At 71.9% G+C, this 20,442-nt stretch carries 21 protein-coding genes; 13 read left to right on the forward strand and 8 right to left on the reverse strand.

The features are described from left to right. Nucleotides 1-122: 122 nt before the first annotated feature. Entirely contained in the window at nucleotides 123-605 is a 483-nt protein-coding gene (locus H489_RS31840; RefSeq protein WP_017887881.1) for an FBP domain-containing protein, read from the reverse strand. Nucleotides 606-830: 225 nt separating this feature from the next. Then, on the reverse strand, nucleotides 831-1,559 hold the full coding sequence (locus tag H489_RS31845; protein WP_017887882.1) for a class I SAM-dependent methyltransferase: 729 nt from the start codon (nucleotides 1,557-1,559) through the stop codon (nucleotides 831-833). 38 nt (nucleotides 1,560-1,597) lie between these two features. On the opposite strand from H489_RS31845, the gene H489_RS31850 reads away from it, so the two are divergent. Then, complete coding sequence (locus H489_RS31850) at nucleotides 1,598-1,801, forward strand: hypothetical protein (RefSeq protein ID WP_017887883.1); 204 nt, start codon at nucleotides 1,598-1,600, stop codon at nucleotides 1,799-1,801. A 45-nt stretch (nucleotides 1,802-1,846) separates the two neighbouring features. On the opposite strand, the gene H489_RS0119580 is transcribed toward H489_RS31850, so the two are convergent. From H489_RS0119580 to H489_RS36985, 3 genes are all read right to left on the reverse strand, one after another. After that, nucleotides 1,847-2,758, reverse strand: a complete 912-nt coding sequence (locus H489_RS0119580; RefSeq protein WP_017887884.1) for a helix-turn-helix transcriptional regulator — start codon at nucleotides 2,756-2,758, stop codon at nucleotides 1,847-1,849. A gap of 430 nt (nucleotides 2,759-3,188) precedes the next feature. Further along, the gene (locus H489_RS31855) at nucleotides 3,189-4,463 is read right to left on the reverse strand and encodes a hemolysin family protein (RefSeq protein WP_017887885.1); all 1,275 of its coding nucleotides are present in this window, start codon (nucleotides 4,461-4,463) and stop codon (nucleotides 3,189-3,191) included. A 146-nt stretch (nucleotides 4,464-4,609) separates the two neighbouring features. Further along, on the reverse strand, nucleotides 4,610-5,662 hold the full coding sequence (locus tag H489_RS36985; RefSeq protein ID WP_017887886.1) for a M23 family metallopeptidase: 1,053 nt from the start codon (nucleotides 5,660-5,662) through the stop codon (nucleotides 4,610-4,612). A gap of 162 nt (nucleotides 5,663-5,824) precedes the next feature. Between H489_RS36985 and H489_RS31865 the strand changes: the two genes are divergently transcribed. Together H489_RS31865 and H489_RS31870 are read left to right on the forward strand one after the other, a co-directional pair. Further along, entirely contained in the window at nucleotides 5,825-6,319 is a 495-nt protein-coding gene (locus H489_RS31865) for a hypothetical protein (RefSeq protein WP_017887887.1), read from the forward strand. Between the two features lie 106 nt (nucleotides 6,320-6,425). Next, entirely contained in the window at nucleotides 6,426-8,636 is a 2,211-nt protein-coding gene (locus H489_RS31870) for an NADP-dependent isocitrate dehydrogenase (RefSeq protein WP_017887888.1), read from the forward strand. 227 nt (nucleotides 8,637-8,863) lie between these two features. Here the strand turns inward: H489_RS31870 and H489_RS31875 are convergent, their stop codons facing one another. Both H489_RS31875 and H489_RS31880 read right to left on the reverse strand, forming a co-directional pair. After that, entirely contained in the window at nucleotides 8,864-9,319 is a 456-nt protein-coding gene (locus H489_RS31875) for a DUF3817 domain-containing protein (RefSeq protein ID WP_017887889.1), read from the reverse strand. 79 nt (nucleotides 9,320-9,398) lie between these two features. After that, nucleotides 9,399-10,838 (reverse strand): DUF4832 domain-containing protein, encoded by a 1,440-nt coding sequence (locus H489_RS31880; protein WP_017887890.1) that lies wholly within the window; start codon nucleotides 10,836-10,838, stop codon nucleotides 9,399-9,401. A gap of 140 nt (nucleotides 10,839-10,978) precedes the next feature. On the opposite strand from H489_RS31880, the gene H489_RS31885 reads away from it, so the two are divergent. Both H489_RS31885 and H489_RS31890 read left to right on the forward strand, forming a co-directional pair. Further along, nucleotides 10,979-11,755, forward strand: coding sequence for a ThuA domain-containing protein (locus H489_RS31885; protein WP_017887891.1), 777 nt, complete (start codon nucleotides 10,979-10,981; stop codon nucleotides 11,753-11,755). Next, nucleotides 11,752-12,909, forward strand: a complete 1,158-nt coding sequence (locus tag H489_RS31890) for a PP2C family protein-serine/threonine phosphatase (RefSeq protein ID WP_017887892.1) — start codon at nucleotides 11,752-11,754, stop codon at nucleotides 12,907-12,909. Before H489_RS31885 ends, H489_RS31890 begins: the two co-directional genes overlap by 4 nt. A 42-nt stretch (nucleotides 12,910-12,951) precedes the next feature. Here the strand turns inward: H489_RS31890 and H489_RS31895 are convergent, their stop codons facing one another. Then, nucleotides 12,952-13,395 carry a hypothetical protein gene (locus H489_RS31895; RefSeq protein WP_017887893.1) on the reverse strand — a complete coding sequence of 148 codons (444 nt, stop codon included), beginning with the start codon at nucleotides 13,393-13,395 and terminating at the stop codon, nucleotides 12,952-12,954. Between the two features lie 90 nt (nucleotides 13,396-13,485). Here H489_RS31895 and H489_RS31900 point away from each other — a divergent pair, with 90 nt between their 5' ends. From H489_RS31900 to H489_RS31935, 8 genes are all read left to right on the forward strand, one after another. Further along, a complete protein-coding gene (locus tag H489_RS31900; protein WP_017887894.1) occupies nucleotides 13,486-14,136 on the forward strand; it encodes a ScbR family autoregulator-binding transcription factor in 651 nt (216 codons plus the stop codon). 117 nt (nucleotides 14,137-14,253) lie between these two features. Beyond that, on the forward strand, nucleotides 14,254-15,132 hold the full coding sequence (locus H489_RS31905; protein WP_017887895.1) for an aminoglycoside phosphotransferase family protein: 879 nt from the start codon (nucleotides 14,254-14,256) through the stop codon (nucleotides 15,130-15,132). A 58-nt stretch (nucleotides 15,133-15,190) separates the two neighbouring features. Further along, a complete protein-coding gene (locus tag H489_RS31910; RefSeq protein ID WP_017887896.1) occupies nucleotides 15,191-15,793 on the forward strand; it encodes a hypothetical protein in 603 nt (200 codons plus the stop codon). After that, complete coding sequence (locus tag H489_RS31915) at nucleotides 15,790-16,494, forward strand: DinB family protein (RefSeq protein ID WP_017887897.1); 705 nt, start codon at nucleotides 15,790-15,792, stop codon at nucleotides 16,492-16,494. The genes H489_RS31910 and H489_RS31915 overlap by 4 nt, the downstream gene beginning before the upstream one ends. A gap of 208 nt (nucleotides 16,495-16,702) precedes the next feature. Then, nucleotides 16,703-17,350, forward strand: a complete 648-nt coding sequence (locus tag H489_RS31920) for an ABC transporter permease (RefSeq protein WP_017887898.1) — start codon at nucleotides 16,703-16,705, stop codon at nucleotides 17,348-17,350. Further along, a complete protein-coding gene (locus H489_RS31925) occupies nucleotides 17,337-18,608 on the forward strand; it encodes an ABC transporter ATP-binding protein (RefSeq protein WP_017887899.1) in 1,272 nt (423 codons plus the stop codon). The genes H489_RS31920 and H489_RS31925 overlap by 14 nt, the downstream gene beginning before the upstream one ends. Next, a complete protein-coding gene (locus tag H489_RS31930) occupies nucleotides 18,605-19,369 on the forward strand; it encodes an ABC transporter permease (protein WP_017887900.1) in 765 nt (254 codons plus the stop codon). The genes H489_RS31925 and H489_RS31930 overlap by 4 nt, the downstream gene beginning before the upstream one ends. After that, nucleotides 19,366-20,400 carry a glycine betaine ABC transporter substrate-binding protein gene (locus H489_RS31935; RefSeq protein WP_017887901.1) on the forward strand — a complete coding sequence of 345 codons (1,035 nt, stop codon included), beginning with the start codon at nucleotides 19,366-19,368 and terminating at the stop codon, nucleotides 20,398-20,400. The genes H489_RS31930 and H489_RS31935 overlap by 4 nt, the downstream gene beginning before the upstream one ends. The last annotated feature ends 42 nt before the right edge of the window (nucleotides 20,401-20,442 follow it).

The raw sequence follows: 20,442 nt of genomic DNA on the forward strand, positions 1-20,442 counted from the left end.
CCGGGCCTCCCGTCCGTCGTCAGTCGCGTTTGCGGACGCGAGACGCCGGCGTCAGCGCGTGACGCCCCCGAATCCGGCGGCGTCTCGCTGACTCGGCGGCGTCTTGCGAGCACGCCGGCGTCTCAGACCTCGGCGGCGAAGGACGCGGCCCGGACCTGCAGGTCCTCGATGCGCCGGAGCCGCGCTGCCTCGACGTCGTAGCCCTCGTAGGCGGGCGGCGGCAGCTTCCGGACGTTCCGCGAGCACTGGAAGTCCTGGCACACCAGGGTGCCGACGGTGTTGCCGTTGCGACCGGCCGGCCCGGACCGCTTGGCGCTGTAGAACGTGACGTCGTTCGGCAGCTTGACGTCCTGGCACCACGAGCACTGGGCGCGGGAGCGCGGCGAGGCCTCGGCCTGCCGGAACAGGATGCCGATCAGTTCGCCGTCCAGGGTCGGCACGACGGCGTACGCCCGCCGACCGATCTTCGGGTCGCGCCAGCCGAGGTAGTCGAGCGCGTCCCAGTCGAGCGTCTCGAAGCCGGCGGGCAGTGTGATGTCGGTCGTCTCCTTGCGGGAGGCGTTGACGAAGGACGTGCGGAGGGTCTTCTCCACGATGGGGAGCATGGGTGATCGCTTTCGAGCAGGCCCGGGGTGTGCGGACGCACACCGCACCGGGCGGAGGAGGTCAGGGTTCGACGAGGACGGCCGCGCCCGAGGGCACGACCGGGGGCCTCACGCCCTGATGCCGGCGATACGGGCGCCGACCACCTCCTGGAAGCTCACCCGACCAGCCTACGACCGGGTGTCAAGCCCGGGCCGGGCCGGTGCCGCCGCGTTGATCGTCCGCGGTCAGTTCGGCGTCGCCGTGACCAGGACGACGGAGCCCTCGTCCGTCGGGCGGATCCGGAGCGACCCGTGCCGTCGGTCCCACTCCCCCGATTCCAGCGCGGTCCGTAGCGCAGCGACCGACCGCCGGACGGTGAACTCGTCGACCAGGTCCCATGCCGGGTCCGCGCGGCGCACGGCTGGGTCGAGCAGGCGTTCCGGGCGGGCGTAGTACGCCTCGGAGAACCCGTCGACGCACGTGAACGGGATCGGCAGCGGGGTGCTCGTCACGGTGTCGTCGCCGAGCGCGTCGGCGATCCGGGGCAGTGCCGGGTGGCGACGGGCCTCGGCCGCCAGCACCTCGGGGGCGTACTCGGCGAGCCAGGAGCGCTCGATGCGGTCGGGGTCGAACGTCACGAGCACGATCGGCCCTCGGGTCAACCGACGCACCTCGGCGAGCCCGCGCTCGAGGTCGGCCCACCCATGCAGCGAGAAGGTCGACACCGCGGCGTCGAAGGTGTCGTCGGCGAAGGGAAGGTCCTCGGCGGCCTGCACCGCGGTCACGTCGCGGTCGGTCGGCGCGTAGGACCCGGCGGCACCGGCACCGGCACCGGCACCGGCACCGGCACCGACGTCGAGCACGGTCCGGGCGTCGCCGAGGGCCTTCGCGACCGCACGGGCGAATGCGGGCTCGGGCCGGCGGTGCTGCCGACGGTCCGCATCCCCTGCTGAGCCGTCCGTCGTCCTGGTCACGTCCCCACCCTACGAACCCGCGCTGCTATCTTCGGCAGATGCTCGCAGACAGTGGTCTCGGATTCGTCGTCGTCCTGTACGCCCTGTTCGTGCTGGCGCTCGCCGTGCTGGCCGTCGCCCTCATCGTGCTCGTGTTCGCCGCGATCCGCGTGCTGCGGTTGTCGGCGACGGAGCGTCAGCTGCGCATCGAGCGGATGCGCTCACCGGAGCTGTTCGACGGCGACGTCCCGCCCCAGGCCTGACGGTCCGATCGCGGCGCTGACGCACCTGCCCGTCGGCGGGCCGGGTCAGTCGACGGACTCGGACTCGGACTCCGACTCGCGGACGGCCGCGTACTGCTCGGCCCGTTCCGTCGCGGCCCAGCTGCCGAGCAGCGCGAGCGACCGCTCGGAGTCGCTGCCCGGTTCGGCCGAGTACGAGAACAGCGTCAGACCGGGGTCGGCGACCAGGTCGAGCGCCTCGTAGGACAGTCGGAGCTCCCCCACGATCGGGTGGTCGATGCGCTTCTTGCCGGTCCGCTGCATCCGGACGTCGTGTGCGGCCCACCAGCCGCGGAACTCCTCGCTCCGGGTGGAGAGCTCACCGACGAGCGTGATGAGCCCCGGCTCGCAGGGGTTCGACACCGCGGCGGTCCGGAGCACGGCCACGGCGTCCTTCGCGGTCTGTGCCCAGTCCGGGAAGAAGTCGCGGGCCGCCGGGTCGAGGAACGTGAAGCGTGCGGTGTTGACCGGGCGCCCGGGGCCGGCGAAGAGCGGTGCGTACAGGGCACGGCCGAGTTCGTTCGTCGCGACGACGTCCCCGCGCTCGTTCCGCACCCAGGCCGGGGCGCCGGTGATCGCGTCGAGCAGGCGCTGGACGCCGGGGCGGACGCGGGTCGGCACGTTCCGGTGCATGACCTTCGCGCCGGAGTTCGCCAGGCGCGTCAGGTCCCACAGGTGCGCACGCTCGTCCTCGTCGAGCTGCAGGGCGCTCGCCAGACCCTCGAGCACACTGTCCGAGACGCCCTTGAGCGAGCCGCGCTCGAGCCGCGTGTAGTAGTCGACGCTGACGCCGGCGAGCATGGCGACCTCGTGCCGACGCAGCCCGGGGACCCGCCGCACCCCGCCGCCGAACGACGGCATGCCGACCTGCTCGGGGGTGAGCCGCGCCCGCCTGGAGGACAGGAAGTCGCGGATCTCGTTGCGCACGTCGATACCCATGCGACGAGCGTACGTGCCCGGGCCGTGCGGCACGCGGGCGGGAGGGCCGTGGCGGGGCCGCCGGCCGTCGCCGACTGGTCACGACGCGTCGCGTGCTGCCCGCCGGGTGGTCGCGACCTGTCGGCTGGTGGCGCCGCAGGCGACGGCCTGTGACCGCTCGTCGGCGTCTGGCGGGGTGTTGTGACCACCCGGAGCGGACGGGAGGCGCGGGACGGCCCCGCCACGCGCCTCCCGTCCGCCGTCTGGTCGCGTTCCGTTGCGTGACCGGCCGTGCCCGACCGGTCACGACACGTCGCATGCTGCCCGCCGGGTGGTCGCGACCTGTCGGCTGGTGGCGCCGCAGGCGACGACCTGTGACCGCTCGCCGGCGCCCCGCGGGGTGTTACGACCGCCTGCCGCCACGGGCCTCCCGTCCGCCGTGGGGCCGCGATCAGGGCGCGGCGTCGGCTCCGATGCGCACGCGCGCGACCCGGTGACCGTCCATGGCGGTCACCTCGAGGCGATGGCCGCCGGACACGACGACGTCGCCGACCTCGGGCACGCGGTCCAGCTGCACCTGCACGAGCCCGCCGACCGTCTCGTAGTCGCCGTCCGGCAGCACCGGTCCGCCGTCCGCTGCCAGGTCCTCGAGCACCGTGGCGCCGTCGACGCCGTCGTGCGCCAGCACGGACTCGTCGTGCTCGGCGGTGTCCCACTCGTCCCTGATCCGACCGACGAGGTCTTCGAGCAGCGCCTCGAGCGTGACCATGCCCGCGCTGCCGCCGTACTCGTCGACGACCAGGGCGATCTGGTGGCCGTCGGTGCGCATGTCCGCGATCGCACTCGACAGCGACTTCGTCTCGGGCAGGGCGAGCACCGGCCGGACGAGCGTGGCGACGGGGGCCGCGGGGTCGACCGGACGCAGCAGGTCACGGAGGTGCACGAAGCCCTGCACCTCGTCACGCCCGCCGGAGGTCACGAGGTACCGCGTGTGCCCGGCCGCGATGGCCTGGTCGGTGGCCTCGGCGACGGAGACGCCGGCGTCCAGCGTCGAGACGTCGTACCAGGGGCGCATGGACTCGCGCAGGATGCGGTCACCGGCGTCCAGGGCGCTGCGGGCGATCCGGCGTCCCTGCTCGTCGACGCCGGTGTGCTCGTCGACCAGGCCGCGGAGCTCCTCGGTGCTCATCGACTCGCTGCGGGCGTTCGGGTCGCCACCGAGCAGTCGCACGACGGTGTCGGTGGACTTCGAGAGCAGCCAGATCACCGGCCGCATCAGCACCGCGAAGCGCTCCAGGGTCGGGGCGACGGCCATCGAGAAGCCCTCGGCACGCTGCAGGGCGAGGCGTTTCGGCACGAGTTCGCCGAACACGAGCGACAGGTACGCGATGACCAGGGTCATGAGCACGAGGGCAACTGCCTCGGACGTGCCCCGCTCGAGCCCGAGTCCCTGGAAGAGCGGCGCGACGTCGGGCGCGATCGACGACGCTCCGTACGCGGCGGAGAAGAACCCGGCGACGGTCACACCGATCTGCACGGCGGACAGGAACCGGTTCGGGTCGCGGCCGAGCTCGGCGACCCGCACGCCCCGGGGGCCGCGGCGTTCGAGCTGCTGCAGCTGCGATTCACGCAGGGAGACGAGTGCGATCTCGGCGGCCGCGAAGACCCCGCCGACGAGCACGAAGAGGATGACGAGCCCGAAGGCGATCCAGGTGTCGGCGCCCATCAGCGGGCAGCTTCCTCGGATCGACGACGGGCGGGCGGTCTGTGGGGATCGTCCATGCCTGTGAGTCTGCACAGGACGACTGGGACATCACCGTGCTGGTGCTCGACAACGGCTGTGGATCGTCGCGCGGCGACGGGGCGTGGTCGCTACAGGGTGAGCGAGCGACCGATGCGGGCCTCGAGCCACGCCTTCGGGTCGATCGGCGTGACGCCGTCCATCAGGACCTCGAGGTGCAGGTGCGCGCCGGTCGAGACGCCGGAGGACCCGACGAGTCCGATGAACTGTCCGGCCGCGACGGTGTCGCCGACCTTGAGCGGCGACGACCCGGGGATCATGTGGCCGTACAGCGTGGACACCTGACGGCCGTCGACCACATGGTCGATGATGACCGCGTTGCCGTACGAGAAGTACGTGCCGGAGACCCGGACCTTGCCCGCGGCGACGGCACCGATCGGCGTCCCCATGCCCGGGGTGAAGTCGAGGCCCTGGTGCAGCGACGAGCACGCGCCGCACGGTGCCGAGCGGTAGCCGAAGCCGGAGCTCATCTGCACGGGGCCGGGGAACGGCGAGCGGACCGCGCCGCCGAACGACACGGCGCCACCGGCGGTGCCGGAGGACCCTGCCGTCTTCGTCGTGACGGTCGACCCGCCGCCGACGGTGAACCCGTCGCGGTCGGAGCCGGCGGCCGTGACCGCCTGGGTCACGGCATAGTCCTGGGTGCGCACGATCGGCGCGATGGTCGAGGTGGCCATCGAGGTGCCGGCGCTGGCGTGTGCGGGCATCGCCGACGCGGCGAACATCGCGATGGCGGCGGCGGCGCTGGTGAGCGTGATGCGTCCGGCGCGGGCCGACCGGGAGGCCCTGGGTGCGGTCGCCGTGCGGGTTGCCCGGGGTGCGGGGCGGCGGACCACGCGCTGGATGCGGTCGTCGACGTGCTCGGTGGTGGCGCGCGCGGCTGCGGCGCGGCGGCCGGTCGGCTCGGTGGTGGCGAGGACGAGGGGCTTCGCTGGCTTGGCGGGTTTCGCGACCTTGGCAGGCTTGGCGACCTTGGCTGGGTTCGCGACCTTCGCCGCCGGAGCCGCCTTGCTGCGACGCTGCGGTCCGCGGGCGGCTGCGCGCTCGGCTTCGAGGGCGGCGCGACGGGACAGGTGCACCACCGGGGTCGCCGGGTGCTGTTCGGGTTCGGGTGCAGTCGTCATGGCCGCCAACCATTCTGCACGACTCTGTCGCTTTGTACAGGCCCTTCCGTGATCTTTTCGTTACCGAGTCGGCTGGGAGGGGCCTGATCACCCTGTGCTGCCGCGTCCCCCGGGCCGCCCCGATCAGTACGGTCGAGGGAAAGCGACGGAAGGACCCGCACCATGGCCCGAACGCCGCGCGAGCGGTACGGAACGGTCGACCTGTCGTCGGCCGACGTCGTGCTGGCCGGTACCCAGGAACTCCTGCCCGTGCTCCGGGCCGCGGCCGTGCGCGCCGGCATCGACGCCGCACGGATGCGGGTCATCGGGGTCGACGACCTGCCGGACCCCGAGGAGACCTGGGATGCCGCGCTCGCCGTCATCGCGATCCGTCGCCCCGGCGACGACCCCGCGTTCCACCGGGCCCAGGCGGCGGCCGAGCTCATCGCGCCGCTGCTCGCGCCGCACGCCGTGCGCATCGTCGTCACGGTGTCCGGGGTGACCCGCCTCGCACCGAAGCTCGAGCGCACCCTGACGTCCGAGGTCCTGCACCAGATCGACGCGGCCTCGGCGTCGTCCGGGTTCCGACGCCCCTTCCGGCCCCTCCGCATGCGGCTCGGCCTCGCCGGGCTCCGTGCCGCGGGCGTCCGGGTGTTCCGCGTCTCGCTCGGCGACTGACGCGCTCACGCCCCACCCCGGGGGGCGATGTATCTTGATGTCGAGACATCCTGCGCCACGAGTACCGTGGTCGTACCGACGGTCGAACAAGGGAGTACCCGCCAGCATGGCCAAGATCATCTACACCCTCACGGACGAGGCGCCGTTCCTCGCCACCCACTCCTTCCTCCCGGTCATCCAGGCCTTCGCCGGCACCGCGGGTGTCGACGTCGAGACCCGCGACATCTCGCTCGCCGGCCGGATCATCGCCCAGTTCCCGGAGCGGCTCACCGACGAGCAGCGCCTGGACGACGCCCTCGCCGAGCTCGGCGACCTGGCGAAGACCCCCGAGGCGAACATCATCAAGCTGCCGAACATCTCGGCGTCGATCCCCCAGCTCAAGGTCGCGATCAAGGAACTGCAGGCGCAGGGCTACGACCTGCCCGACTACCCGGACGAGGCCACGACCGACGAGCAGCGCGAGATCCGCGCCCGCTACGGCCGCGTCCAGGGCAGCGCCGTCAACCCGGTGCTGCGCGAGGGCAACTCCGACCGCCGCGCACCCCTGTCGGTCAAGAACTACGCCCGCAAGCACCCGCACCGCATGGGCGCCTGGTCGCGTGACTCGAAGACGAACGTCACCACCATGGGCGTCGACGACTTCCGGTCGAACGAGAAGTCCTGGATCGCCCCCGCCGACGACGTCCTGACGATCACCTTCGTGGCCGAGGACGGCACCGAGCAGGTCCTCAAGCAGTCGATCCCCGTGCTGCAGGGCGAGGTCGTCGACGGCACCGTGCTGCACGTCGCCGCCCTCGAGTCGTTCCTGCGGAAGCAGATCGAGCGTGCCGCGGCCGAGGACGTCCTGTTCTCCGTGCACCTCAAGGCCACGATGATGAAGATCTCGGACCCGATCATCTTCGGCCACGTCATCAAGGCGTTCTTCCCGTCGGTGTTCGAGCGCTACGGCGCCGACCTCGCCGCCGCCGGCCTCACCCCGAACGACGGCCTCGGCTCGATCCTCGCCGGCCTCGGTGCGCTGCCGAACGGCGCCGAGATCGAGCGTGCCTTCAAGCAGGGCATCGCCGACGGCCCCGAGCTCGCCATGGTCGACTCGGACAAGGGCATCACGAACCTGCACGTACCGAGCGACGTCATCGTCGACGCCTCGATGCCCGCGATGATCCGCACCTCGGGCCACATGTGGGGTCCGGACGGCGACGAGCACGACACCCTCGCCGTCATCCCCGACTCGAGCTACGCCGGCATCTACCAGGCCGTGCTCGACGACTGCCGCGCCCACGGCGCCTTCGACCCGTCGACGATGGGCTCCGTGCCCAACGTCGGCCTGATGGCACAGAAGGCCGAGGAGTACGGCTCGCACGACAAGACCTTCGAGCTCCCCGGCGCCGGTGTCGTCCGCGTCACGACCGCCTCGGGCGACGTCGTCATCGAGCACGACGTCGAGCCCGGTGACATCTGGCGCGCCTGCCAGACCAAGGACGTCGCCATCCGCGACTGGGTCAAGCTCGCCGTCACCCGCGCCCGTGCCTCCTCGACGCCCGCCGTGTTCTGGCTCGACGAGACCCGCGCGCACGACGCCAACCTGATCGGGCTCGTCCGGAAGTACCTCGGCGAGCACGACACCGACGGCCTGCAGATCGAGATCCTCGCGCCCGAGGACGCCATGCGCTTCTCGCTCGAGCGGATCCGCCGCGGCGAGGACACCATCTCGGTCACCGGCAACGTCCTGCGCGACTACCTGACCGACCTGTTCCCGATCATGGAGCTCGGCACCTCGGCGAAGATGCTCTCCGTCGTCCCGCTGCTCGGCGGCGGCGGCCTGTTCGAGACCGGCGCCGGTGGTTCCGCGCCGAAGCACGTGCAGCAGCTCGTGCAGCAGAACTACCTGCGCTGGGACAGCCTGGGCGAGTTCCTGGCCCTGGCGGTCAGCCTCGAGCACCTGGCCGGTGTGACGGGCAACGAGCGGGCGAAGATCCTGGGCGAGACCCTCGACCGTGCCACCGGGACGTTCCTGGAACAGGACAAGTCCCCTGGCCGCAAGCTCGGCTCGATCGACAACCGCGGCAGCCACTTCTACCTGGCGAAGTACTGGGCCGAAGAGCTCGCCGCGCAGACCCAGGACACCGAGCTCGCGGCGTCGTTCGCGGACCTCGCGGCGAAGCTCGGTGAGCAGGAGCGCACCATCGTCGACGAGCTCGTCTCGGTGCAGGGCCACCCGGCAGACATCGGTGGCTACTACCGCCCCGACGACGCCAAGACGAGCGCGGTCATGCGCCCGTCCGCCACGCTGAACGCGGCGCTGGCAGCGCTCTAGCAGCGCCCAGCCCACGGACGGGAGGCCCGGTGCCAGCTGGCACCGTCCCTCCAGGCACGGCCGTCACCCCGCTGGCGCGGTGCGCCGGTACCGGCTGGTGGGGCCCACCTCCCGTCCGTCCGTGGTCGCGACCACGGCCGCGTCGAGTGAGCAGAAGACGTCGGGTCCCGCTTGCGAACCGGACGTCTTCTGCTCACTCGTTGATCAGCCGGGGGGCGCTCGTCGCCTCAGCCGCGCGACGGCACGGGCGGGCCGACGGCCAGCAGCCCGGTGAAGACCAGGGCGACGGCCACGACCCCGATGCCGGCGGCCACCGCGGGACGACGCACGACGAAGAACAGCAGGCGGTCCCAGAAGCCCGAGTGGGCGTCCGGCGAGCGGCGCCACGACCCCTCGAGCATGCCGCGGCGGGCGACCGCGACCTCGAACGGCACGGTGGCGTACGGCACGACGGCACTGACCCAGCCGAGCACGAGCGCCCCGAACGACCACCGTTGGTTCACGGCGACGACCGTCGTGACCACCAGGTACGCCAGGAACACGAAGCCGTGCACGCCGCCGCCGATGCGGACGCCCCAGTCGCCGGCGTCCAGTCCGTACTTGAGCACCATCCCGGCGATGAGCAGGGTCCAGGTCACGAGTTCGGCCACCGCGGCGGCGCGGAACAGGGAGCGCGGAGTCATGCCGTCAATCGTGGCGGACCCGGTTGACAGACAGCAGAACGCCCCGGATCGTCCGACCCGGGGCGCGCTGCAGGTCTGCTCAGTGCTGCACGACCACCGTCTGACCGAGGCGGTTCACGCCCGTGCTCGCGTCCCACGTGCCGGTGTTCGCCGTCTGGATCGCGAACGCGGGGTCCGCCGCCACCGAGGCCTCCGGTGCGGGCAGGGCCAGTGCGACGCTCCAGCGCCCGTTCGGCACGTCGGCGAGGGACGCCCGGACGGTCACGGTCCGTCCCGGCTGCCAGGACGACGCGTCGGCGGCCACGGGCACGGTCACCCGGCGGTCGCCGTCGGTCAGGACGAGGTGCACCGGGCGGCTGTTGTACGGCGCCGCCCAGCCGTCGTTCCGGATCGACACCGCCACCGACGCCTTCGCGCCCGAGGTGGCGGTGCTCGAGGTCATGGTGAAGCGGTAGCCGAGCTTCTTCGCGGCGTCGGTCATGCCGTCCGTGCCCCAGGTCGCCAGGACGTCCTTGTTGTAGTCCAGGTTGAGGTAGCTGTAGTGGTACTTCGCCATCTCGGCCGAGGCGGACGGGTAGTCGGTCCGCGGCGTGTTCACGGCGCAGGTCTCACCGCCGACGGGGACGTACCGCGACTCCGCCGCCAGGTAGTCCTGGTCGAGGGACAGCGGGTTGCTCAGGAACGTGCCGAAGTCGTCCGCCGAGGCGAGGAAGCAGTCGTTGTGGTGGCCGATCCGCGACGCCGGGGAACCGTCGTGCGCCTGCTCCGGGGTGAGCGCCCCGGCTGTGCCGGACGGGGTGCGGAGCGCGTCCTGCTTCATCTGCATGGTGCGGACCTGGACCGATCGGCTGGACGGCAGGGCGGCGAGCTCGGCCTGCAGGACCTGGCGTCTGGCGTCCTTGTCGGCCTCGGTCAGCACCCCCGGGTTCGCCGGGTCGCTGGCGAAGTGGTCGGTGTAGTAGCCCTCGCCCCAGAGCCCGATGAAGCCCCCCTGCAGGGTCGGGATGACGTCGGCGTTCCGGCGGAGCGTCGGGGTGAGCTGCTCGATGTGCGCGAGCACGGTCGGCAGGTCGGCGTCCCCGTAGGGCGCCGAGTACGGGTACGAGCCGCCCTGGACGTACGCGAACCGGGTGATCACACCCACGCCGGCTGCACGTGCGGTGTCGTAGTCGTGCTGCACGAGCGCGAGCCAGGCCGGGCTGAGCTGCCGCTGCTGGACGAACGCCTCCATGTAGAACACCCGGACGACCTGGGTGACGCCCTCGGCCCGGTAGCCCCGGAGCGTCGCGGCGTCGAGCGGCGTGTACCCGGTGCCGTCGGCGCGGTAGTGCGTCTCGGTGGTGTGGTCGAACCCGCGCGAGGGGTTCGGGATGACCGCGTCGCTCGCCGTGTAGGTCACGGTCGAGGTGGTCGCGGTCCGCTGCTGGTGGTGACCGGTGGGCGATGCCCACGCGGTGGTCGGTACGGCGAGTGCGAGCACCGCCGCGAGCGCGACGGTGGTGATGGTTCGGTGCTGCATCGGACGAGCCCCTGTCCTCGGCGCGGACGGGGATCGGTACCCCCTGGTACCGCCGTCTGCGCGTTTGTGATCTGAAGCTAGGCGAAACGATCAGAAAACGCCAGTGTCTGCGCAATCCGATCACGGGTAGCGTTGGTCCCATGTCGCCGTCGACCGAGAACCGTCCCCTGAACATCGTCGTCTGGAACGAGAACGTGCACGAGACCCGCGGTGACGCGACGGTCACCGGGCACTACCCCGACGGCATGCACACCGTGATCGCCGAGGCGCTCCGGCAGTCGCAGCCCGGGGCCGACGTCTCCACCGCCACCCTGCAGGAACCCGACCACGGCATCACCGCCGAACGACTGGCCACCACGGACGTGCTGTTCTGGTGGGGGCACGTCGCCCACGACGAGGTGCGCGACGCCGTCGTCGACCTGGTCGTCGACGCCGTGCACGCCGGCATGGGGCTGGTGGTGCTGCACTCCGGCCACTACTCCAAGCCGTTCAAGCGCCTGATGGGCACGACCTGCTCGCTGAAGTGGCGGAACGACGGCGAGCGTGAACTCGTCTGGACCGTCGCGCCCGAGCACCCGATCGCCGCCGGGGTCCCGCACCCGATCGTCATCGACCGGCAGGAGATGTACGGCGAGTACTTCGACATCCCGCGCCCCGACGAAGAGGTCTTCCTGTCGACCTTCGCGGGCGGCGAGGTCTTCCGCTCCGGCGTCGCGTACCGCCGTGGTCTCGGCCGGGTCTTCTACTTCTCGCCGGGCGACCAGGAGTACCCCGTGTACCACCACCCGGACATCCAGCGCGTGCTGTCGAACGCCGCCGCCTGGGCTGCACCGGTTTCCGAGCGCCGCGCGCTGACCGCCGACCCCCACCCGAGGGACTGGTTCCTGGCGGACGATGCGGGTAGACAGGCCGGGTGACCAACCACCTCGCCGATGCGGACCGCCGCACCGCGGTGATCGAGGCGCTCGCCATCTTGGGATCAGGACCCGAGGAGCGCTTCGACCGCATCACCCGCATGGCCCACGAGGCGTTCGACGTCCCGTTGACCTTCCTCAACCTCGTCCACCACGACCTCGTCACCACCCAGTCGACCTTCGGCTGGCACCAGGGCTCGAGCGTCCCCGCGAGCGAGCAGTTCTGCGCGACGACCGTCCTCTCCCGCGAACCGATGGTGATCCCGGATGCGTCGCTCGACGCCCGCTTCGCCGACACGGCCGCGGTGGCGGAGCACGGCATCCGGTTCTACGCCGGCGCACCACTGACCATGATCGACGGCACCCGGGTGGGCACGCTGTGCCTGATGGACGCGGTGCCGCGCACGTTCTCCCCCGAGGACGTCGCCCTGCTGCGTGACCTCGCCCGGTGGACCGAGCGGGAACTCGGCGTCGCCATCGACCTGGGACGGGTCCGTCGGGTGCTCGACGGGCTGGTGCCGGACCCGGTCGCGGTGCCGGGGTACGCCCTCGACGTCCTGGTCGCCCAGCACGACGGTGGCGGGGGTGACGTCGCCGACTGGCGCCTCGCCCCGGACGACGCCCTGCACGTCACCGTCGGCCGGGTGAGCGCCGCCGGACCGGCGTCCGGCCTGCTCGCCGCGGTGGTCCGTGGCGCCGTGGTGGCGCGGACCGGTGCCGAGGTGCAGGACACGATCGTCGGCCTGGAGGCCCAGGTCACCGCCGACCTGTCGGCCGCGGACGCCGTCGGCTCGCTCTTCCACCTGCGGCTCGACCCGACGTCGGGGCACGTCGACTTCGGCGACGCCGGCCACGGGCTCGCGGTGCTCGTCCCCGCGGACGGGCCCGCTCGGGTGCTGCGCCCGGTCGACCTGCCGCTCGGGTTGCAGCCGGTGTCGATCCCCCGGTCGTCCGGCTCGCTCGACCTGGCACCCGGCGACCGGTTGGCGATCTGCACGCAGGGTGTCCTGACGCTGGACGGGACCCGCCGCCTGGACGACCTCGCCGCGCTGGTGCGGTCCGCTCCGGACGGGGCGGGCGTGATCGAGCGGGTGCGCACGGCGGTCACCGTGGACGCCGAGGTCGACGTCACGCTGGTGGTGCTCACCCGACTCTGAGCGCGGAGCACGTCCGGGCGCCGAGCGTTGCCACGGGGGCAGTCAGGAGCGGAAGCGGTCCTGCCGGGGGCGTGGCGTGCCGGTCAGCGAGACCACGAGCAGGGTGGCGAGCAGGCCGAACCCGGCGAGCTCGATGCCCAGGCCGGCGAGCTGCCAGTAAGCACTGCCGACGGTCTGCGGCTGCGTGATCGACTCCGGCCACCACGACGCGATGAGCGGGAACGAGCCCGGGAACGGGTCGAGGCCGAACACCACCAGGCCGCCGAGCAGCAGCACGACCCCGAGGGCGGCCATGGCCCCACGGGACCGACCGAGCATGTGCACCACCAGGGCCGCTGCCATGCCGGCGAGCCCGACGACGGCGATCAGGAACGCGAGCACCACGATGGTCTGCGGCGCGAGCGCGACCCAGTCGAGCACCGCGATCGGCAGCAGCAGCCACCGGCCCGTCCGTGCCCAGCGCGCAGGGTTCCGCCATCCGTCCATGGCGACCGACCGTAGGGCACGCGGCCGAACGCCTGCCGAATGCGGCCAGGGCTCCCCGGCGATCGCGTGCGCTGACTACGATCGGACCCCATGGCGCAGGACCGACCGACCCGGCAGCAGCGGTCGCTCGCGACCCGCACCGCGATCATCGAGGGCGCGGCCGCGGAGTTCGACGAACGCGGGTACGTCGGAGCCTCGATGGACGGCATCGCCGAACGCATCGGGATGACCAAGGGTGCGCTGTACTTCCACTTCACGTCGAAGGCCGACATGGCGGGGGCCGTCGTCGCCGAGCAGCACGCGATCTCGCGCCGGTACGGCGAGGCCGCGGTGGCGCGGGGCACCACTCCGCTCGAGTCGATCATGTGGCTGTGCCAGGGGCTCGCCGTGCAGATGACCACCGAGGTCGTCGTGAGCGCCGGGGTGCGCCTGTCGACCGACGTGGCGGCGAGCGACGTGGACCGGCGGGACCCGTACACCGACTGGGCCGCGGTGGTCGCCGGGTTCGCGCGGCAGGCGGTCGACGCGGGAGAGCTCGATCCGCGGTGGGACCCGGAGCTCGTCGGCCGGGTCGTCGTCCGTGCCTACACGGGCGTGCAGACCGTCTCGGACGTGATGACGCGGCGGGCCGACCTGTTCGCGGGCCTGCGGGAACTCTGGACGGTCCTGCTGGACGCGTTCGTCACCGAACGGCTGCGTCCGGAGATCCCGCGACTCGTCGCGCTCATCGCTCCGGAGTGACGCGGGTCCCCCCAGGGAAACACCCACGTCACCTCGCCTCTGAGACTACCGAGAAGCCGGTCGCGCCACCGGCCCCAGTTCGCGGGCATGTGTCCGGCGGCCCACTAGCCTGACGCGGTGCCCACACCCGCTGCCGAGGTCGACGTCGACGTCCCGCTCGTCCGCTCCCTGCTGCGTGACCAGCACCCCGACCTGGCCGGGCTGTCGCTCGAGGTCGTCGCGAACGGGTGGGACAACGTCGTCCTGCGTCTCGGTGACGACCTGGCCGTGCGGGTCCCCCGCCGGCAGCTGGCCGCACGCCTCGTCGAGCACGAACAGCGCTGGCTGCCGGACATCGCCGCCCGGGTCGGGTCGGTCGTCCCGGTGCCGGCTCCGGTGCGGACCGGCCGACCCGCCCTCGGGTACCCGTGGTCGTGGAGCATCGTGCCGTGGCTCCCCGGCACCCCGATCGGCGCACGCGCGGCCGGGGTCCCCGTGGCCGAGGCGCTCGCCGCGTTCGTCGGGCTCCTGCACGTGGCGGCCCCGGCCGGTGCCCCGGCGAACCCGTTCCGTGCGGTGCCGCTCGCGTCGCGGAGCGACGCGGTGCTGGCGCGACTCGATGGCCACGACGTGCACCGGGCCGGCGAGCTGGCCGCGCTCTGGCGGGCCGCAGCCGCGGCGCCGACGCACGCCGGGCCTCCTGTCTGGGTGCACGGCGACCTGCACCCCTTCAACCTGCTCGTCGACTCGTCATCCGCTGGCGTCGACCACCTGTCAGCCGTGATCGACTTCGGGGACGTCACCGCGGGCGATCCCGCCGTCGACCTCGCGACCGCCTGGTTGACGTTCGACCAGCCTGGGCGACGCGCGTTCCGTGCCCGCGTCGCAGCCTCGGACGCCACCTGGCAGCGCGCCCGCGGGTGGGTGGTGGCGCTCGCGTCCGCCCTGGCGACCGCCGACGAACACGCCTTCCGGAGCGTCGCCCGACGGAGCATCGACGCGGTGCTGGACGACTGAGTCTCCCCGGGGCTATCGTGACCGCACCATCCGTGCACAGTCGATCGGAGGGGCCGCCATGACCCTCGAGCTCCGCGTCCAGCACGACGTCGCCACCGACGCCTCCCCCGCCCCCGTCCGACGCGGTCTCCGCGGCCTGGTCGACCGACTCGCGGACCGCCGCGCCACCGCACGCGCGCGACGGGTCGACGACCGGGTGCGCGAACTCGGCGAACTCGTCCACCTGCTCTCCGACGCCCGCGCCGTCGTCGAGCGCGGCTGGGTGCAGCACGCCTGGTTCGCCTACCTCGACGAGCACGGCCACGAGCGGAAGGCCTCCAGTGCCGCCGCGATGGACGTGCAGGGCCGACCGCTCGTCGGCGCGTGCCTGGTCGGTGCGGTCGTGTCCGCAGCCGGTGGGCCGCTCGCGGTGCACGCACCGCGGGTCCAGCACGCGCTCGACGTCGTCTGGCACGCCCTGGCCCGCGACGAGGGCGAGCCCGTGCTGTGGTGCCCCGCGCCGGACATCCGGATGGGGCGCGTGCGCGACCTGACGAGCTGGAACGACGCCCCGGCACGCTCCGGTGCCGAGGTCGCGGGGCTGCTGCTGACGGCCGAACGGGTCGCGGTGCAGGAATCGACACGCCTGCAGGAGCTCCGGGTGGCACGATCGGGGGCATGAGCGACGTCGAAGCGGTCCCCGAGGTGCACCCCGCGAGCACCAGCACACTGGCGGCCAGCGGCAACGCGCTGCTGTCGGACGAGGGGTCCGCGCCGACCCCCGACCAGGCGGCTGCCGACGCCGCGGTGAAGCAGACGCTGCACCGGTACCTGCAGAAGCACCGAGCAGCACTGCTGGCCAAGCTCGACGGGCTGGCGGAGCGACAGGCACGCTGGCCGGTGACGCCGACGGGCACGAACGTCCTCGGGCTGGTGAAGCACGTCGCGGGCGTGCAGGCCGGCTACTTCGGCGAGGTGTTCGGGCGCCCGCTGCCGGACCCGCCCGCGTGGCTCGAGTCGGAGGACGGCGACGACATGTTCGCCCCGCTGGACGAGACGATGGCGGACGTCGTGGCCTTCCACCACCGGAGTGCCGCCCACGCCGACGCGACCATCGAGGCGCTCGACCTCACCGCGACGGGCACCGTGTCGTGGTGGCCTGAGGAGCACCGGCACGTCACGCTGCACCGGATCCTGGTGCACATGGCCTACGAGACCGCGCGGCACGCCGGGCACGCCGACATCGTGCGCGAGATGCTCGACGGCCTGGCCGGCGACGGCGACGGCAACCTGGCCGACAAGACGCCGGACGAATGGGTCCGGTGGCGCGAGCAGCTCGTCGACATCGCGGAGCGTGCCGGGTTGCGTGACCTGAGCGCATAGCCGGGCACCCAGCCCGATCGTTACCGTTCTCCCAGGCTTGCCCTGGTGTTCCCCCTCTGACCAGGGGTTGTCCTCATCGCAACTGCGAGGGAAACTGCCGCCTCGGCAGGGTTGCGTTGTACAACCGGTCCAGGTGCTGCGTAGCTTTGGCCGAGCTCGTGCCCCGATCTGTGGGCAGTTCAGCCGACCGGAAGGGGAGCGCCCACCCGTGTTCCAGTACGTCGTGGAGCGATGGAACCAGATCTGGTTCGCATCGTGGCAGCACTTCTCACTGGTCGTCCAGTGCGTCGTCCTCGCCACGGTCATCGCCGTGGTGCTCGCCACACTCGTCTACCGCAGCCCGCGCTTGACCGCGTTCGCGAACGGGGTGTCGGCCATCGGCCTCACCCTGCCGTCGTTCGCCGTCATCGGCCTGCTCATCGTCCCGCTCGGCTTCGGCGTCCTGCCGTCGGTCGTCACGGTCGTCTTCTTCGCCGCACTGCCGATCCTGCGCAACGCGGTCGTCGGTCTCGCCGAGATCCCGCCCACCGTCGTCGAGTCGGCGCGCGGCGTCGGCATGAGCCGGTTCCGCACCCTGCTGCAGATCGAACTGCCGATGGCGTGGCCGATCATCCTGAGCGGCGTCCGCGTCTCCGCACAGATGGTGATGGGCATCGCCGCCATCGCCGCCTACGCGCTCGGCCCCGGACTCGGCGGCTTCATCTTCTCCGGGCTGTCCCGCCTCGGCGGCGCCAACGCCCTGTCCTCCGTCGTGGTCGGGGTGGTCGGCGTCGTCCTGCTCGCCCTCGTCCTCGACCTGCTCCTCATCGGCCTCGGCCGCCTGACCATCTCGAGAGGTATCCGTGTCCAGCACTGACTCCGCCACCACCACCGCGCCCGACGGGGACGTCACCGGGCGCAGCATCCTGCTCGACGAGGTCACCAAGCGGTACCCCGGGCAGTCGAAGCCCGCCGTCGACGGCATCACGCTCGAGATCCCGGCTGGCAAGATCGTCATGCTCGTCGGCCCGTCCGGCTGCGGCAAGACGACGACGCTGAAGATGATCAACCGCCTGATCGAGCCCACCCAGGGCCGGATCGTCGTCGGCGACGACGACGTCACGGGCATCGACGGCGACGAGCTCCGCCGCCGCATGGGCTACGTGATCCAGGCCGGCGGCCTCTTCCCGCACATGACCGTCGCGGCGAACATCGCGATCGTGCCGAAGATGCTCGGCTGGTCGAAGGAGAAGATCGCGGCGCGCGTCGACGAGCTGCTCGACCTGGTCTCGCTCGACCCCGACACCTACCGGGACCGGTTCCCCCGCGAACTCTCCGGCGGCCAGCAGCAGCGCGTCGGCGTGGCCCGTGCGCTCGCCGCGGACCCGCCCGTCCTGCTCATGGACGAGCCGTTCGGCGCGGTCGACCCGATCACCCGCCAGCGCCTGCAGGACGAGCTCCTGCGTATCCAGGAGGAACTGCACAAGACGATCGTCATCGTCACGCACGACTTCGACGAGGCCGTGAAGCTCGGCGACTGGATCGTCATCTTCACCGAGGGTGCGCACATCGTGCAGTACGACACCCCGGAGCGGATCCTGGCGGAGCCGGCGAACGAGTTCGTCGAGAACTTCATCGGCTCCGGCGCCGGTCTGAAGCAGCTCACGCTGAACCGCGTGCGCGACGTCGAGGTCGAGTCGGCCGTGACGTGCTCGCCCGGCGAAGAGGTCAAGGCCGTGCTGCAGCGGATGAACGAGGCCGGTGGGCACCAGCACGCCGTCGTCGTCGACCACCGCCAGCGGCCGATCGGGTGGCCGTCGCGCCGCCAGCTCGAGCGCCTCGACCGCATCCCCGACGGCGTCGAGCCCGGCCTGCCCGTCGTGGGCGAGGCCGCGACCCTCAACGACGCGCTCGACACCATGCTCGTCTCGAGCGCGGGTGCCGCACTGGTCACCGGTCGTCGCGACGCGTTCCGCGGGGTCATCACCGTCGAGACCGTGATGGAGGCGATCACCCGCTCCCGCGCGACCGCCGCCGGCGACCAGGCCTACACGCCGGTCGGCACGAACACGAACCCGATCGAGACCATGCCGTCGTCGCCGGTGTCGGCGATGCCCACCGGAGAAGACCTGTGAGCGCAGTCGCCGTCGCCGGTCCCGCCACCGGTGCGAGCACCTCGTGGAAGGGCCTGCTGTTCCAGCCGATCGCGATCCTGGTCGTCCTGGCCGGCTTCGCGGTGTGGCTCGCGACGGCGGACCTGACCCCGACCGAGCGCACGACGCTCAACCCGGCGGACATCCTCTCCCTGACCGGCCAGCACCTCGTCCTGACCCTGCAGTCGACGGTGCTCGTGCTCGTGATCGGCATCCCGCTGGGCGTCCTGCTCACCCGCGGCCCGCTGCGCCGGGCGAGCCCGTACGTGCTCGCCGTCGCGAACTTCGGGCAGGCTGCCCCGGCCGTCGGCCTCATCGTGCTGCTCGCCGCCTGGCTCGGCCTGAACACGCGGTCGGCCGTCATCGCGCTCGTCCTCTACGCGATCCTGCCGGTGCTCCGGAACACCATGATCGGCGTGCAGAGCGTCGACGCCCGACTGGTCGAGGCCGGTCGTGGCATGGGCATGAGCGCCTTCAGCGTGCTGATGCGCGTCGAGCTCCCGCTCGCGGTGCCGGTCATGCTCTCCGGCATCCGGACCGCGCTCGTGCTGCTCGTCGGCACGGCGAGCCTGGCCACCTTCGTGGGTGCGGGCGGACTCGGTCTGCTCATCACCACGGGCGTGACCCTGTTCCTGCCGAAGGTGCTCGTCTCGGGTGCCCTGCTGGTCGCCCTGCTCGCCCTCTCCATCGACTGGCTCGGCCGCGTGGTCGAGACGGTCGCACGACCGAAGGGACTCCGATGACCCGCAGCACCCGCAGCACCCGCCGCACCCGCCGCACCCGCACCCGGGTCGGAGCCGCCGCGTTCGTCGCCGGTGCCACCGCCCTCGTCCTGACCGGCTGCGGCCTGCAGCCCGCCACCTCGTTCGTGCCCGAGGCCGGTGCCGGTTCCATCCAGCGCATCGACGACCTGCCGGCCGGCGCCCACATCACCGTGACGTCGAAGAACTTCACCGAGCAGCTCGTGCTCGGCAAGATCGCCGTGCTCGCCGCCAAGGCCGCCGGGTTCGACGTCACCGACGAGACGAACGTGCCCGGCAGTGTCGCGGTCCGTGAGCTGATGACCTCGCACGCGGCCGACTTCACGTACGAGTACACGGGCACCGCTTGGCTGACCTTCATGGGCCACGCGAAGGGGATCCCGGACAAGACCGAGCAGTGGACGGCGGTGAAGAAGGAGGACGCCGGCAACGGGCTGACCTGGCTCAACCCGGCGCCGATGAACAACACCTACGCCTTCGCCGTCCGTGACGAAGCGGTCAAGGAGCTCGGGAACGTCAAGACGCTCTCCGACATCACGAAGCTGCCGGTCGACCAGCGCACGTTCTGCGTCGAGTCGGAGTTCAACTCGCGTGCCGACGGCTTCAAGCCGATGCTCAAGAAGTACGGCTTGGAGCTCGGTGGCTCGGGGTCGAACGGCGTGCCGAGCAGCAACGTCAGCATCCTCGACACCGGCACGGTCTACACGGCCACCGACCGCGGCAAGTGCAACTTCGGTGAGGTGTTCACCACCGACGGCCGCATCAAGTCGCTCGGTCTGACGGTGCTCGAGGACGACAAGGGCTTCTTCCCGGCGTACAACGTCGCGCCCGTCATCGACTCGAAGACGCTCAAGGAGTACCCGCAGCTCGAGGGGATCTACGACCAGATCTCGCCGAAGCTCACCGACGCGGTGCTGCAGGAGCTGAACCGTCAGGTCGACGTCGAGGGGCGCGAGCCGGCCGACGTCGCCTTCGACTGGATGGTGAAGGAGGGCTTCATCACGAAGCCCTGACCGTTCTCGACGCATCCACGTCACGGACGGGAGGCACGGTGC

The organism is Curtobacterium flaccumfaciens UCD-AKU (assembly GCF_000349565.1).
In the GTDB taxonomy this organism is placed as follows: domain Bacteria; phylum Actinomycetota; class Actinomycetes; order Actinomycetales; family Microbacteriaceae; genus Curtobacterium; species Curtobacterium poinsettiae.